Consider the following 17079-nt stretch of genomic DNA (forward strand, 5'->3'; position numbering starts at 1 on the left):
GCGGCTTGCGAAATTTTGATTGTAGACCAGGAAACTCCTTTTTCGGAAATTCACTTAGGCTGTTGAAATATTGTCAACGCTAACGTTAGAATGCCTTTTATATTGAAATACAAACGTTTGCGTAGATTTTGTGGTCCTGAAAATTAGGAAGTATCGCTTGGTGCAGTTAATTTCAATTATTAAAACCTAATAAAAGACTATAATATTGATGAAAAATTCTGAGCTTCTTGCTGATGAAAAGGTGCTGCTTGCACGGGTCGCATCCGGAGACAGCAATGCCTATGCTCGGATTTATACTTTTTATACGCCTTTAATATATCGTTTTATATATCCTTTTACTAATGCCTCTAAAGAACATACTGAAGAAATAATTCAGGATATATTTTTGAAAATATGGATGCGTAAGGAAACATTGATTGGATTAAGGTCATTTGAAGCTTATTTATTTAAGATGGCTAAACATCAATTAATTGATGCCCGTAAGCGTGATCAATGTTTGCAAAAAATTATGGGTCAACTGGGCTATCAGGAAGAACCGATGGACTCACCTTCAGATAATAACCTGATATATTCAGAATATTTAAATTCAGCTAAAGCTGCAATTGGTTCATTAACTCCTCAACGGAAAAAAATATTTGATATGCGTACTCAGCAGGATATGACCATTGATGAAATTGCCGGCTCTTTGAATATAACCAGGTCTGCTGTAAAAAAACAACTGTATGAAGCTATTAATTTCATAAAACAGCATCTCCATTACCATACAGACTGGCCTCTTTTATTTCTATTGATCGCCTGCTTTTTTTAAAATACAACTCATTTTATTTTTATTATAAAAACAAGGTGTACTTTTTTACATGCTGTTCGTCTTCTATATAATTAGAGGATAAATGATACAACAGGAAATTATACTTTTCTTAGAGAAATTTGCAAATGGAACTATAACGGTCGCCGAACAGGAGGAATTTATGGAACTGATTTCAACCCTCGACCTTAAAGAATATGAGCAAATACTCGAATCTTACCAGGGAATTCTGAAGCATTATCCGGTAAACAGTATTACTGACGCTGATTTGCTTGCTAAAATTGAGAACCGGATTGATAAATATGAAAAACCTAATACAATAGTTACCCTATTCTCCACCTGGGGGAAAATAGCCGCTGCCGCTTCCATCTTATTATTCATTTCAATTGGCGGGTACTTTTTATGGCATAAACAAGCACCCGGTAAGCAAATCGTCCATAATCAACCGCTGCATAATGATATCGCCCCTGGCGGCAACAAAGCTATATTGATTTTAGCTAGTGGAAAACAGATTGTTTTGACCGGTGCAAAAAATGGGACCTTAGCAAAACAAGGTGCAATTACCATTAGCAAAACCAGTAACGGGCAAGTAGTTTATACAGATGCCTCAACTGCCGCTCAAAACACAGCATTTATAAGCTACAACTCAATAGAAACACCGCGAGGCGGTCAGTACCATCTTACTTTAGCCGATGGCACCAATGTTTGGTTAAATGCAGCATCCTCTATAAAATACCCAACTGCCTTTACCGGTAATGAACGCCGGGTAGAGATTACCGGAGAAGCTTATTTTGAAGTGAAACACGATGCAGCCAAACCTTTCAGGGTCATCTGCAACGGTCAAATAGTCGAAGATTTAGGGACACACTTTAATATCAATGCTTACAGCGATGAAAGTGCAGTTAAGACCACTTTGCTTGAGGGGAGTGTAGCAGTGACATCAGTAGGTAAAAATAAAATACTTAAACCTGGTGAACAGGCACAGTTGGAGAACGGGGATATTCACCTGGCTAACGTAGATGTAGATGAAATGGTCGCATGGAAAAACGGATTGTTTGACTTTAAAGACGCAAATATCGGAATCGTTATGAGACAACTGGCGCGTTGGTATGATGTAGATGTAGAATATGAGGGGAAAATACCTGACATATTATTTACAGGGAAACTGCACAGGGATATAAATGCCGCACAAATTTTGGATATGCTGAGTTACTTTAAAGTTCACTTTAAGATTGAAAACGAGGGCGTCAAAAAGAAGATCATAGTAATGCCTTAACCTTATCAATAAACAACCAATTATTAATTATTAAACCAAAAAGAAGATGAAAAAACAATTACGAACCTAGCATTAAACCAGCAAGGTTAACCCCAAAATAGATTGAATCTCTTTTACAAGATTTAAAAAAGAGGTGAAATGTAAAAAACCGCAGAGGTGAGTCGAAGCACCTCTACGGAATTATATGGGTTAACCCTCCCGATACTATCGGGAAAAACAATTTGGTCAAACTATCTTAATGTATTAACCCAATTTTTACAAAAGTATGAAATTTAATGATTACTCTATGGCTATGCCCAAGGCATGGCTACCACCCAAATTATTTCTGGTTATGAAATTAACTGTGGTTTTTTTGATTATGGCATTCATGCAGGTCTATGCCAAAAGTTATAGCCAACAAATAAACCTTAACGAAAGAAATGCCTCTTTGGAAAAAGTTTTGCATTCAATTGAGAAACAAACAGGATATGTATTTTTATATACTAACCAAGGTATAAAGGAAACAATTGTAACCGTGAACGTTACCAATGGTTCAATTGATGAAACATTGAAAGCTTGTCTTAACAATACTGCAATAGCTTTTAAAATAGTTGATAAAAATATTTTACTAAAGCTTGACGAACCTTCTCCCGGAGATAAAACATCAAGTTCGTCAGTTCAGCCTATTGATATTCATGGAAAAGTAACTGATACTGCAGGTTTGGTGTTACCAGGTGTGAACGTGCGTATAAAAGGCACTTCAAAGGGCACTGTTACCGACACTAAAGGCGAATACACGATAAAAGCGGATGCTGATGCGGTTTTGGTGTTTTCATTTATAGGCTATAAACCTGTTGAAATGCCTGTTCAAAACCATTTGGAAATTAACGTAACTTTAAAAGGAGGGGTTGCCTCATTGAATGATGTAGTAGTGGTAGGTTATGGTACACAAAGCAAGGCAACTTTAACCACTGCTGTTACGAGTATCAAATCTGATGAAATAGCACTTATTCCCACTTCAAACCTATCGAATGTTTTGCAAGGTCGTTTGTCAGGTACTTTTGTATCATCTGGTACAGGTACACCTGGTATTGCATCAGCTATTACCATCAGAGCGCCGTCTTCCTGGAATTCTACCGGTCCACTATTTGTAATTGATGGGGTAGTTCGTGATGCAACAAGTTTTAACGCATTAGACCCTAACGAAGTAGCTAGCATAACAGTATTGAAAGATGCTGCTTCCTCTGCTATTTATGGTTCACGTTCTTCAGACGGGGTAATACTTGTAACCACCAAAACCGGTAAAAAAGGGAAGCCGGTTATTCAATTTAATTCCATATTTAGTACGGATAGAACTGGAGAGCTACCTCAGTTTATGCCTTTTGCCGCAGGTATTGACCTCACCAATGCAGTTAATGGGGGGATTTCAGCAGCAGAAAAAGCAAATGCGCTCAAAATAAATCCTGATGGAAGGATGTGGTATAATGCTGTTTATAAAAACCCTAATACTCAAAAATACGCATTGAGTGTATCAGGCGGGGATGATTTTGTTACCTACTACCTTGGCGCATCTTATTATGATGAAAATGGTTTTTTACCACAGGTTTGGTATAATAAACTCAATCTGAGAGGCAATATTCAAGCTAAATTAAGTAAGGACCTGACAGTGGGTTTAAATTTAAGCAATAGTGATGGAGACCGTAACCGGTTTAATTTCACCTATGATTATGGCTCTGCTGATTTAAATAACCTTTGGGGTAAATTGTTGTATTTTTTCCCGTTTACGCCGCCATATATCAATGGCCTTCCTGTTAACCCGGGATGGTTGGGTAACCCTATTGAGATGATGAAAGACGGTGGTTCATGGAACAACACTAACCAACAACTTGACGCGTTGGTTGATGCCGAATATAAGATTTCAGCTGTACCGGGATTGTCTGTTAAAGGATCTTATAGCAGAAACATTGATAATAGTTATATTAAAAACTTTGCACAACAGCAAACCCTTTACAATTTTCAAACTACAGGGACTAATAATCTCATCTGGACAGATAAAGTGCTGGGCTCACAGTTAAGTGGTGATCCGGGTACACCTTACTATGGTAACGAATACACCAAAACAAATTCTTATCAATTAAATGCTCAGATAAATTATGACCATTCATTTGGGAATCATCATATCTCAGCCTTTGCAGGATACGAGCAGTATGAATATGATTCTAATTATTTTTCAATGTATCACAATAATTTCCCGCTCGTTGCAATCGATCAATTTTTTGCAACCAGCCAAAATCCGAACGATGTGACCACAAGTGGTAATGAGGTTCAGAACGGGAGGTTATCTTATATAGGAAGATTGAACTATGATTATGCCGGAAAGTATTTATTCTCTTCGTCTATTCGTAGAGATGGTTCTATGAATTTTGCCCCTAACCAGCGGTGGGGATGGTTTCCTTCTATATCAACCGGTTGGGTGATTTCGAGAGAGAACTTTTTCCAAAATAGTAACGTTCACAATTTTATTGATCTGCTGAAACTACGCTTTTCCTTTGGCTCCACCGGTAATGATGCTATTGCCGGTACTACAGGTCCAACCTGGGCATGGCAGGAACAGTATAATATACAATCAAGTACTTATTATTTAGGCAATCCGAGTACAACCGCACCTATATTAGCCTATGGCGGTATCCCTAATCCTAACCTTACCTGGGAAAGATCAAACTCGTACGATGCGGGTATTGATGTGCAGTTCCTAAAGAACTTCACTTTTACTACAGAGTTTTGGACGAAACATACTTATGACATCCTTGGAGCGCGTGTGCTTGCACTGCCGGTTGAATTTGGCGGCAGTTTTCCGGAAGTTAACTATGGCATAATGAATGCACACGGTTTGGAAGTTGACCTGGCATACCATAACAAAATTGGAAGTGATTTCTCTTATGCCGTTAAAGGCAATTTCGGCCTGGCCGAAACGAAAGTGATCAAGGAGGATGTGGCTCCGGGTACTCAAGCTGTGAATAACCCGAATGGCAAACCACTGGGTTACTTCACCGGCCTTGAGGCTACCGGTATCATTCGTACACAGGCACAGCTGAACGCATTGCCTACAGGTTATACCATTAATGGTGCTGTTCCACAATTGGGAATGATGAATTTTAAAGATGTGAGCGGTCCTAATGGTGTGCCTGATGGTAAAATTGATGGTTACGACAATGTTGTACTTTCTAACCACCTTGGTGCTGCTAACGCGCCTATATCATATGGCGTATTAATTAATTTAGTATACAAAAGGTTTACTTTAGATATGCAGTTTGCAGGGCTTGCCGGCTTTCAAAACAGTTATAATGATCCCTGGGGCAGAAACTTTGGTGGCGGCGGGCTAGTTCCTCTTTATCATGCCAATTCATGGTCACCATCAAATCCGAATGGTACAACTCCTGAAATTTTCCCTTGGGGAGATGCAAGAGCAACATATGTTCCCAATTCGTCATTTAATACTTTTAATGCAGGTTTTGTAAGAATGAAATATCTGAATTTTGGCTACAACCTTCCCGAAGGATTGTTGAAGAAATTGGGCGTGCATACAGCTCAGATATTTGCTTCAGGAACTAATTTATTTTGTTTAACACCATTTAAATTTTATGACCCGGAGGTTTATCAATTTATGAGCTATCCAGAGATGAAGACATTTTCATTAGGACTTAATGTTAAGTTCTAAATCTAAAATTTATTAAAAAATTTATGAATATGAAAAATAAAGCTATTATATCCATTGCGGTTTTTTTTGCAGGGCTATTTTCTTTTAGCTGCAATAAAGTGCTTGACAAGATGAATCTCGCGGCTATTTCCCCATCAGAAGTTTGGGCCAGCGCAGCTAATGCCAATGCTTATCTTAATGGCATTTATAACACGATGATGCCGGGTAATACGTATGGTACCGGAAATGGAACTGATGAAGGTGTCGCCTATCAACGGACAACGAATACCTGGTTTTCAGGAACTGCCACCTTTGATTCGCAGAACGACTTTGGGCAGTATAATAATATCCGGACTATCAATATCCTTTTGGCAAATATTGATCAGGCTACGTTTGATACTAATGATAAAAATGCGATAAAAGGTCAGGGATTATTTTGGAGAGCCTGGGCATATTATAGCCTGGTAAATGAATATGGAGGTGTACCGCTCATACTCAGCCCCCAACCTGTTACAACAGATCTTACAACATTACAGTTACCACGAAACACAACAACTGAATGTGTAACACAAATTGTAAAAGATCTGGATGACGCTATTGCCTTACTTCCCACAAGCTGGTCTGGCAATGATTATGGAAGAATAGATCAAGGTGCGGCTATGGCTTTTAAGGGCAGAGTGCTATTGTTTTTTGCCAGCCCATTGTTCAATCCTAACAATGATCCAACAAAGTGGCAGGCAGCTTATGCCGCAACTTCAGCAGCCAACACATTTTGTGCTGCTCACGGAAAAGCTTTGCATCCTGTTTATAACACGATATGGAATTCACAGCCGAATGAAGAAGATATAATGATTCACTTATTTAGTTACCCACAAGCAACTTATTTTCAGGGGGGGCTTATACCTCTTAATTGGTCTAAAGATGCTGTGGGGTATGATAGGCCTTCGTTAGAACTGGTTAATGCTTTCCCAATGAAAGATGGTTCAGCCTGGGACCCGACAAAAATGGCCTATGATACTTTGTTTAAAAACAGAGATGATAGGTTTTATGCCAACATTTATTACAATGGCGATCCCATACAATATTTAGCCGGTATGAAAGCTTCAAATACCTATTTATGGACTTATTTTGATAGTGTAACAAATTATGACGGCCCATCCGGGATTGAAGGTGCGCATAATCAGGTAACAACTGATCCGTTATGGTCAAACTCTAGTTTTTATAGGATGAAAGCAATTGATCCAACAATTGTACAGGGAACGGTTTATAATGCCGCGGTTGATTGGCCTGAAATCAGGTATGCAGAGGTATTGATGAATTATGGAGAGGCTGCCAATGAAGTTGGAAATACACAGGTCGCGTTAAATGTATTACATCAGATTAGGGCTCGCGCGGGTATATTACCTGGAGCAGGTAATAATTATGGAATTACTGCCACATCGCAATCAGCAATTCGTACTGCCTACCAGAACGAAAGGTTTGTAGAGTTTGCATTTGAGGGTAAACGCTGGAACGATTTAAGGCGCTGGAAATTATTTGGTTATCTAAGAGGCCTTGGTCAACGCCACGGATTAGGAATTGTATTAAAATCCGGTCAAACTGACGTTAATCCATTAGATGATATTAATGTTGTATGGCCGAAATTTACTTCTACCGTTATTCCTACCGACGTTTATAATATAGCAATAAAAGACCAATACTACATTTATGGGATCCCTTTGGCTGTTTTAAACAGGAATCCTAAACTTCAGCAAAATAATAATTGGGGCGGCACATTCGACCCATTACAATAGTTTAGTTTGATGTTAGTGTGTTTGTAATAGGGGGCCTGGGGGCCCCCTATTTTTTACTGTGCGGAAACATCAACTCAAAATAAAGTCGACCATTTGAATTCTTTGTTCATTAGAAAATCAGATTGAATGAAAAAAATATAAAATCGCAATGCAAAACAAAATCATTACTCAAGTAAAAAAAGTCGTTATCCTGTTTTTTTGTATTATAAGCTTCACGTCGGGAATATGCTATGCTCAATTAGATCTATCAACAAACTATTTCAAAATTCATATCGATAATAAAGGGTTTATCACCAGTATGAAAAATACTGTTACAATACCAAGCAGGGAATTTAGCCCAACCGATAAATCCTCACCATTGCTTTGTTTATATAATTCTAAAAATGATAAATACTATTTGCCTCAATCGGCCCTATACAATGCTGCTAAACGGGAATTGCTGCTTACCTATAGCAACGGCGCTAAAGCAACTGTTTTGATTGAACCCGGCAATAAAAAATATTTTAAATTTACCTTAAAGTCCCTTTCTCCCCGCAAGGATATCGACAATATTCAATGGGGCCCTTTTCATACTAATATCACCAACCTTTTTGGCGAAATAATAGGCGTAGCACGTGATACCAGCGAAGCCATAAATTATTCAATAGGTGCTTTGGCTTTAAATGATGCCACCACAGGTGGTGAAGCAAATTCAGTTGGCGATTTCGCGCCATCCCAATATGTCATTCACTCTCCCGACGTTGCCAGATTCCCATTACCCGATAGCTTGCGCGAGGGCCAGATGTTTAGTTTGGGGGGTAATGGCATCAACGATGTTGCTTTTTTTTCGCATCCCGAAGAATATTACAGGATTTTAGCAGGTAACACTGCTTTTATTGATAATAAAGGGCAAATTAGTTTAGCTTATCATGCTTCGGACAGACGGGTAGAAAAAATGATTAATTTTTCTTTAATGCCGTTGATGCCGGCGAACTATCCCACTCATCAAATGGTCCAGGCCATTCCTGATTTAGATTTCATAGGTTCTTCTATTGCTTTGTGGGGAGCTCCCGATGATAAAGCATTGAGCGTTTTGGAAAATGTTGTTGTGAATGAAAAATTACCTTACCCGAAAGTGAATGGAAAATGGATAAAAGATCCTGCACGATTCGTTCCGGATGTGGCATGGTTCGGGGGCTATGACAGTTGTTTAACGTATACCAGGCAACTCGGCTTTAAAGCCATACAGGCAGAAGGTTTGGGCGAGTTTTATCCCAATCGCGCCAATTATGGGCATATTAATTGGATGATCCCATTTTCTACCGGAAAAACTACAATTAAAGTATTTACAGATCAAACCAATAAAAATGGAATTTTATTTGGATTGCATACGCTGAATAATTTTTTGCAAAGCCATGTTAGCAGCGATGTGAGCCCGGTGCCTAATGATAGCTTATGTATTTTGCTGAAAAAAAAGCTTAGCAATAACATTAGTGCCAATGATACCAACATTGTGATTAATGATCAGCAGTATATGAATGAATACGGTGGTTGGGAAGGGCATCCCACCAATATCATAAGAATAGGAAATGAATTAATTTATTATAAAGGAGTATCAGCTACCAAACCTTACACTCTTCAACATATAAAGAGGGGTTTTTGGAAAACAACTGCAACCGCACATCAGAGCGGCGACGTGGTGTATAAACTGCAAACTAATTGCTATGGTGGCTTAGTTCCTGATATGTTTTTGCAAGATAAAATGGCTGATTATTATGCACAGCTTTCCAAGGTGAACGGTATGGCTTATGTTGATTTTGATGGCGAAGAAGGATTCCTTTATCAGGGGCATGGCAACTATGCTTACAAAAGATTTTTCAAAAGGTTTTTTGAGCAATCAGCAAAACTAGGCATTCCCTATCAACGGGTAATGGGGGCATCACTGTCAGAAGGCGGATGGCATTATCAAAGTGTATTGAATGTAGGAGGTGGTACAAATATGTATTTGATAAAAGACCGAAAATGGGCAATAGAAGGAAAGGATGTTAGAAATATGTGTTTTTCAAATTTTTTCCCTTCTACTTTTGGAATTACAGAGCCGCTTCGTCCAAATTCAACAGTGCGGGAATGGGAAAATTTGCAAGCCATCTCAGTAGGCGTGGGAGTAACCTACATGATGAACCTATCTCAAGAATCAATAGAACGCTGTCCACAGAAATATCAAATTTTTCGGGCCATTAAAACCTGGGAAAATGCAAGAGCAGCCAATAGCTTTACTAATCCTGTTAAAAAAATACTAGCAGATGAGGCCCGTCAGTTTCATTTGGAAGAGATAGATAATGATACCTGGAAGTTGTTTGAAGTAAAAAACGAGAAAGATATTTATTTGCAAACCTTGCATCGGGACATTCAAAATGGGTATTGAGTGAAAATGTGAAACAGAAAAAAATTAAATTAATAAACCAATGAAAAACAATATACTATGGATTTCTATAGTGCTATTTTTTACGCTTACTTCTGGTACCATAGAAAAAACGGCTTTTGAAACAACTTACTTTAAAGTTGGGATAGATAGTAAAGGATTTGTCAATAGCTTTGTTGATAAGAAAACTTCTCATGAGTATTTTCCTTCAATAAAACCGGTTCCTTTACTTTCGCTTTATAAGGATTCCACTTATATTTTACCTGTTTCATTTCAGCAGAATTCAAAAAAAGCAGGTGAATATTTTATAAAATATCAGAATGGCTCATTGGCTACTATCCGTATCGATTCAAAAGGAGATTATCTTCGTTTTGAATTGTTATCTCTGGAGCCGCGCAACGGTATTCAAGCTGTTGTATGGGGGCCATATCCAACTATAATCAATGAAAAAATCGGTGAAACAGTTTGCGTTGTTCGTGATCAGAAATTTGCGATCGGTTTACAGGCGCTGAATATCAACACCATTGAAGGTGTACCCGACAGAGACGATAGCGGTGGCGTTATTGAACCGCTTCCCGGTCAGCAGTTGCCTGATTCGCTTAAAGATAAAATAGGGCAGAAAGTTGAAGTGAATGTAAATGTTACTGGAGATATGCCGGAGTATGTGCGGTTATACCGCGGTAGTGCCGCAGTAAAGAAACCTTATGGAAGTGAGTTACGCTTATTTTCCAGAGACAGGAGAATCGCAAGGGTAATTCAATCTAAACAGGGAGATAAAAACTACTCACAATACGTTGAACCGATAGATGTAGATTTTGCCGGCTCTGCAATTGCAATGTTTGGTTGTTCTGCACCCTCGGCTTTGGACGTAATTGGGAAAATAGAACAAGGAGAAAGACTTCCTCATCCTATGCTGAATGGGGTATGGATCAAAAAGTCAACCATACCTGGTGAGGCATATCTATTAAATGAAGGAGATCCTGCATTAAGTATAAAATATGCGAAAGCCTGTGGGTTCAAATTGGTTCATATGGGCGATGTTTTTCAAACATGGGGGCATTTTGGCCTTGCAACCCCAAGGTTTCCTAAAGGGGCTGAGGATATTCGGAAAGCCACAGATGCAGCAAGAAAAGAGGGGATTTCGCTTGGCGTGCATACACTTACCATGTTCACAACCAAAAATGATGCTTATGTTACTCCCGTACCCAGCGATAGCTTGTGTAAAACAGGGAGTACAGTTTTGGCAAAAGATCTGGGTAAAGATGATGATGTTGTATTTATAAAAGATCCAACTTATTTTAAAAATACAGGAAATACACATACCGTTAAGATTGGTAAGGAGTTAGTTAATTATTTAAAAGTTTCAACAGATGAACCCTGGAGGCTTATTGATTGCAAGAGAGCACAATATGGTACTCTTGCAATTGCTCATACCGTTGGATCTGCCATTGATAAATTAACTAATGATGATTATAGCGGTTTTTTTCCTGATATCAACCTTCAGGACGCCTATTCAAAACGATTAGCCCAGGTTTGTAATGAAACAGGGATCGACTTAATGGATTTTGACGGGTTTGGTGGAGTGTCACCAACCGGGCATGAAAGTTATGGATCAGCACGTTTTATAGATCTATGGTACAAAAACCTTGATAGGTACCCGCTTACCTGTGGTGCGAGCACTTTTCATTACTATTGGCACATTTATGCATTTATGAATTGGGGCGAACCATGGTATAATGCACTAAGGGAGAGCCAGGTGAATTATAGAATTGAAAACCAACGATATTTTGACAGGAACCTGATGCCGGGTATGCTTGGGTGGTTCACGTTAAGCCCCGAGTTTAGGCCCGAAGAGGTGGAATGGATACAGGCTAGAAGTGCAGCATTTAATGCCGGATATCTGTTACGGGTTGATGAGAATATTGAAAAGAACGGGTATAAAGAGCAGTTATTTGAAGCGATAAGGGAATGGCAGAACGCCAGGAGAGCCAATGCTTTCACTGCAGAACAAATAGAAAGGATGAAAAACCCGAAGAACGAGTTTCACCTCGAAAAAAGAGATAAAAACAAATGGGAGCTTTATCCTGTGAAGCTTAACCGTGGCTATCATCACAAGTTTAGAATGGTACAAACAGGTGAACCCGTTACCTCTAAATTTATAGTTAATAACCCCTATCAGGAACAACCATTACAGTTTTATATTACTCTTAAGGCTGTTGGTAATGATTTAACTGCAACTGTTTCGTATTTTCAATTCAAGATTAACGATTATCAAACCATTACGTTAAATGCACCATTAAAGGCGGGTGATCGTGTATGTTGTGATGGGAAAAAAGTTTATTTATGCGATAAAACATGGAACAAACTAAGCGTGATCAGCAGTGATAAAATTCCTGTTTGTGGAAGTGGGAATAATGAAATTGTAGCGACGAGTGAATTCAGTGGAGACCAATCACCAAGTCTTGATATTGAGTTTAAATCGGTTGGCGAACCGGAAAAGGTTGGTAAATGGTAAAAAAATGCTTGTTTTTATTTAACGCATAAAAGAAATATCTAAAACTTAAATTTAAAAACTAATGAATATTAAAAAATCCTTTCTCTTTTTTACTTTGATTTTCATCGCTTTGTTTGGTAAGGGCCAAACAGTCAATGAAAAACAAGCGAAAGATTGGCTTATCAACAATAAGGGATATATCGCTTCTATAAAAAAATCAGCAGATGGGAAAGATATCATTCTATCAAATGGCTTGCTGAAAAGAGTTTTTCGGATACAACCCAATATAGCATGTATCAGCTACGAAAACCTAAGCAGCGGGCAACAATTATTACGTAATGTAAAACCCGAAGCGGTATTAACTATTGACGGAAAGAAGATCAATATAGGAGGTTTATATGGCCAAAAGGAACAGGCTTACCTGTTGCCTGAATGGATTGACGCCTTTACTGCAAATGAATATGACTTTCAGTTTAAGTCATATTCGGTATCCGAAATTCAACCATATATCAAATGGAAACAAACATTTTGGGCTGGCAATATTAAAAAAGCCACCGGGAAGGTGCTTACACTGAATTTTCAGTCGAATTCATTAAAAGGTATTGATGTAGCCGTTCATTACGAATTGTACGATGGGATCCCTTTGATTGTAAAGTCATTGTCTGTAACTAACAACAGTAATCATTCAATAATTATAAACAGGGCCATTAATGAGATACTGGGTTTGGTTGAAGAGGAAAGTGCTGTAGTAGGCACCCCGGAGCAAATGCAAAAGCAACATGGCATTTATATAGAAACCAATTACGCATTTAACAATTCGATGCGTTATGATCTTAGCGACCAGACCACTCATTGGAAAGCGGATTCGGTTTACACATCACAGGTAAATTATAATTATGAAACACCCTGCCTGTTGGAGGTATATCCTGAAAAGGTTACGAGTATTAAATTGCAGCCAAATGAAGTTTTCAACTCTGTTCGCACCCACGAATTATTGATGGATAGCTATGACAGGGAAAGGCGTGGGCTTGCCATAAGGAAAATGTACACTACGGTAGCCCCCTGGACGGCAGAGAACCCTATATTTATGCACCTGGTGAGCCATAATGATGAACAAGTGAAAAGTGCTATAGAACAATGCGCTGCAACCGGCTATGAAGCATTGATACTCAGCTTTGGCAGCCATTGCGATATGGAAGATACAACAGCTGCAAATATTAAGAAATGGAAACAATTGGCACAACTGGCCCATCAAAAAGGGATCAAAATTGGCGGCTATTCATTATTTAGTTCCCGTCGTATTAGCGATAGTGATGATGTTATTGATCCGGTTACAGGTAAGCCCGATGTTGCGGCTGAATTTGGGAATGCCCCATGTATGGGAAGTAATTGGGGATTAGCCTACATTAACAAGCTGAAATATTTTCTTGAAAATACAGGTTTTGATATTTTCGAAAATGATGGCCCATACCCGGGTGATCTTTGTGCCTCAACCACACACCCGGGCCATTCAGGTTTAGGCGATTCTCAGTGGAAACAGATCGAATTACAAAAAGGACTATATCATTGGTGCAATGAACATGGCATTTATGTGAACGCCCCTGACTGGTATTTGCTTGACGGGACAAACAAAATTGCGTTGGGATATCGTGAGGTTAATTTTTCATTGTCACGCGAGCAGCAAAGGGTACTGAACCGTCAGAATATTTTTGATGCAACCTGGGAAGAAAACCCCTCAATGGTTTGGGGCTTTGTACCGCTCACCCGTTACCAGGGCGGTGGTGAAGACGCCGTATTAGAGCCGCTTGCAAACCACTTGAAAGATTACGAACAATTAATGATGCAATACTATGGCGCAGGCATACAAGCCTGTTACAGGGGGCCGCGTTTGTACGATACCGAAAAAACAAAACAACTGGTAACCCAAACTATAGCATGGTATAAGCAATACAGGGATATCCTTAATTCAGACATTATACACCTCAGGCGCGCCGATGGAAGAGATTGGGATGGAATTATTCATGTAAACGCTCATTTAAAACAAAAAGGCCTTGTTATGTTGTTCAATCCAACAAAAGAAAAAATTACCAGGACGATAAAGCTGCCATTGTATTATACCGGCCTAACCACAATTGCTTCTGTAAGAGAAAAAGATAACTTAGCCAGGAAATATAGCCTTGACAGGAATTATGAAATAGAATTGCCTGTAACCATTGAACCGGAAAGTTATACATGGCTGGTAATAGAGTGATAATAAAAAATGAAACCATCATGAGTATTACTCAAAAAATGGAAATGATTATAACTAATACTGAATTCCTAACGAAATGATCAAATTTAAAATATTGCTTGCTGTTTCGGCATTATTAGTATTTAACATAGCTAAAGCAGGTGTCCCTGTTCAGCAGTTGAAGCTATGGTATAACCACCCCGCTGAAAAATGGGATGCAGAAGCTTTGCCCATAGGTAATGGCCGTATGGGGGCTATGTTGTTTGGCGGGATCAAGACGGAGCGCATTCAATTTAATGAACAAAGCCTTTGGAGTGGTGACAATAATTGGGATGGTGACTATGAAACCGGGGATCATGGATTTGGTTCGTACCGCAATTTTGGCGAGTTTGTTGTAGATTTTAACCATGTTGATGTTGCTACAGAATATGAGCGGTCTTTAAATATCACTACAGGTATTCATACTACATCGTTTAAAATAAACGGGGTCAGGTTTTTTCGCGAGGCATTTGCCAGTCATCCCGACCAAGTGATTGTTTTTAAATATACAGCGAGTGAAAAAGCTGCACTATCCGGAAGCATTTCAATGACTTCGGCACAGGGAGCAATTAGCATAACAAATAAGGATGGGATAAGCTTTGCAAGTGAGATGCCAAATAAACTAAAGTACGCTGCAAAGTTGAACTTTGAACATGAGGGCGGTGAGGTTTATGTTGAAGGGGATAGGCTGGTGTTTAAAAACTGCAATACGATTATTATCTATTTAGATGCACGCACTAATTATAAACCTGATTATAATGCAGGATGGCGCGGTGCTGACCCGATGTCAATAATTGAAAAAGAAGCACGCAATGCACAACAATTGGGGTTTCAGAAACTGAAAGCACGGCATATTAATGATATTACCCGCCTTACTACAGCTGCTACTATTGATGTTGGAAAAACAGCGGCAGATATCAGCGCAATGCCTACAGATATTCGTTTGAAAAAATATGCGGCCGGTGGCCAGGATCCGGATTTGGAGGAAACTATGTTTCAATACGGACGTTATCTCCTGGTAAGCTCGTCCCGACCGGGAGGGCTGCCTGCCAATTTGCAGGGCTTATGGAATAATAGTAACACACCGGCGTGGGCTAGTGATTATCACAATAATATCAACATTCAAATGAATTATTGGGCTGCAGAATCTACTAACCTGTCTGAGTGCCATATCCCTTTGATCGATTTTATAGTTGCGGCGGAAGAGCCTTGCCGGATTGCAACACGTAAAGCATTCGGAGAAAAGACCCGGGGTTGGACGGCCCGTACCAGTCAAAATATTTTTGGCGGAAATGGCTGGGAATGGAATATACCTTCAAGTGCCTGGTATGCACATCATGTTTTTGAACATTGGGCATTTACAAATGATACGGTTTACCTGAAAAATACTGCTTATCCCATACTGAAAGAAATTTGCGAGTATTGGGAAGATCGTTTGAAGGTAATGCCCGACGGAACATTGATGGTTCCCAATGGATGGTCGCCTGAACATGGTCCAAGGGAAGATGGGGTGATGCACGACCAGCAATTGGTATGGGATCTCTTTCAAAATTATCTTGACGCGTCGGCAGCATTGAACATTGATCGGGATTATCAAATTAAAGTGGCAACCATGCAAGCCCATCTTGCGCCAAATAAGATTGGTAAATGGGGGCAATTACAAGAATGGCAGACCGATAGGGATGACCCGGATGATCAGCACCGTCATACATCGCACCTCTTCGCGGTTTACCCTGGTCGTCAAATCAATATGATCAAAACACCGGAACTGGCAAAGGCTGCTATTATCTCATTGAGGAGTCGAAGTGGTAATTATGGAAAAAATATAAATACTCCTTTTACGGTCGAATCAACAGTTGGAGACAGTCGCCGTTCATGGACATGGCCCTGGCGGTGCGCGCTTTGGGCCCGATTAGGAGAAGGCGAAAAAGCAGGTATGATGATCAGGGGATTACTTACCTATAATACATTGCCAAACCTTTTCACAAATCATCCTCCGTTTCAGATGGATGGAAACTTTGGTATTACCGGGGCTATAGCAGAAATGCTTTTGCAGAGTCAAAATGGAGAAATACAATTATTACCGGCCATTCCAAAAGAATGGGCTGCCGAAGGATCCTTTAATGGGCTTAAAGCACGTGGTGGATTTACAGTTAATTGTAAATGGCTTAATGGCAAAGTGATCACTTATCAAGTTTATTCTGAAAAGCCTGTAAAGGTTAAGCTTCGGATAAATGGTCAGGTTAAGGAGATTGTATCATCTCGTTTTAAATGAAGATTATGAGCGGCTTGTCTTTTAAATTATTTATTGTTTTTCCGAAGGCTATAGCGTCAATCCATTGTATATGTTGCATTTAACCTATAA

Annotated in this window: 8 protein-coding genes; all 8 read left to right on the top strand. The window is 39.3% G+C overall.

Features of this window, described 5'->3' with window-relative positions; genetic code table 11:
- Nucleotides 1–208: 208 nt before the first annotated feature.
- The 8 genes from BLU33_RS04800 to BLU33_RS04835 all read left to right on the top strand — a co-directional run bounded on the left by BLU33_RS04800 (nt 209) and on the right by BLU33_RS04835 (nt 16989).
- Entirely contained in the window at nt 209–808 is a 600-nt protein-coding gene (locus BLU33_RS04800) for an RNA polymerase sigma factor (RefSeq protein WP_091369877.1), read from the top strand.
- 82 nt (nt 809–890) lie between these two features.
- Entirely contained in the window at nt 891–2081 is a 1191-nt protein-coding gene (locus tag BLU33_RS04805) for a FecR family protein (protein ID WP_091369879.1), read from the top strand.
- A 265-nt stretch (nt 2082–2346) separates the two neighbouring features.
- Nucleotides 2347–5778, top strand: a complete 3432-nt coding sequence (locus BLU33_RS04810) for a TonB-dependent receptor (RefSeq protein WP_091369881.1) — start codon at nt 2347–2349, stop codon at nt 5776–5778.
- Between the two features lie 29 nt (nt 5779–5807).
- A complete protein-coding gene (locus tag BLU33_RS04815) occupies nt 5808–7550 on the top strand; it encodes a RagB/SusD family nutrient uptake outer membrane protein (protein WP_172829213.1) in 1743 nt (580 codons plus the stop codon).
- 298 nt (nt 7551–7848) lie between these two features.
- Nucleotides 7849–9954: a hypothetical protein gene (locus tag BLU33_RS04820; RefSeq protein ID WP_197684556.1), complete on the top strand. Its 2106-nt coding sequence runs from the start codon at nt 7849–7851 to the stop codon at nt 9952–9954.
- A gap of 40 nt (nt 9955–9994) precedes the next feature.
- Nucleotides 9995–12466, top strand: coding sequence for a hypothetical protein (locus BLU33_RS04825; RefSeq protein WP_091369885.1), 2472 nt, complete (start codon nt 9995–9997; stop codon nt 12464–12466).
- A 61-nt stretch (nt 12467–12527) separates the two neighbouring features.
- Nucleotides 12528–14696: an alpha-galactosidase gene (locus BLU33_RS04830; RefSeq protein WP_232009396.1), complete on the top strand. Its 2169-nt coding sequence runs from the start codon at nt 12528–12530 to the stop codon at nt 14694–14696.
- A gap of 76 nt (nt 14697–14772) precedes the next feature.
- Nucleotides 14773–16989 carry a glycoside hydrolase family 95 protein gene (locus BLU33_RS04835; RefSeq protein WP_091369887.1) on the top strand — a complete coding sequence of 739 codons (2217 nt, stop codon included), beginning with the start codon at nt 14773–14775 and terminating at the stop codon, nt 16987–16989.
- Nucleotides 16990–17079: the final 90 nt, after the last annotated feature.

Source organism: Mucilaginibacter mallensis (assembly GCF_900105165.1).
In the GTDB taxonomy this organism is placed as follows: Bacteria; Bacteroidota; Bacteroidia; order Sphingobacteriales; family Sphingobacteriaceae; genus Mucilaginibacter; species Mucilaginibacter mallensis.

Coding starts and splice junctions, on each gene's coding strand:
- BLU33_RS04835 (WP_091369887.1), top strand. CDS start 14,773: ATGATCAAATTTAAAATATTGCTTGCTGTTTCGGCATTATTAGTATTT.
- BLU33_RS04825 (WP_091369885.1), top strand. CDS start 9,995: ATGAAAAACAATATACTATGGATTTCTATAGTGCTATTTTTTACGCTT.
- BLU33_RS04830 (WP_232009396.1), top strand. CDS start 12,528: ATGAATATTAAAAAATCCTTTCTCTTTTTTACTTTGATTTTCATCGCT.
- BLU33_RS04810 (WP_091369881.1), top strand. CDS start 2,347: ATGAAATTTAATGATTACTCTATGGCTATGCCCAAGGCATGGCTACCA.
- BLU33_RS04800 (WP_091369877.1), top strand. CDS start 209: ATGAAAAATTCTGAGCTTCTTGCTGATGAAAAGGTGCTGCTTGCACGG.
- BLU33_RS04805 (WP_091369879.1), top strand. CDS start 891: ATGATACAACAGGAAATTATACTTTTCTTAGAGAAATTTGCAAATGGA.
- BLU33_RS04820 (WP_197684556.1), top strand. CDS start 7,849: ATGAAAAATACTGTTACAATACCAAGCAGGGAATTTAGCCCAACCGAT.
- BLU33_RS04815 (WP_172829213.1), top strand. CDS start 5,808: ATGAAAAATAAAGCTATTATATCCATTGCGGTTTTTTTTGCAGGGCTA.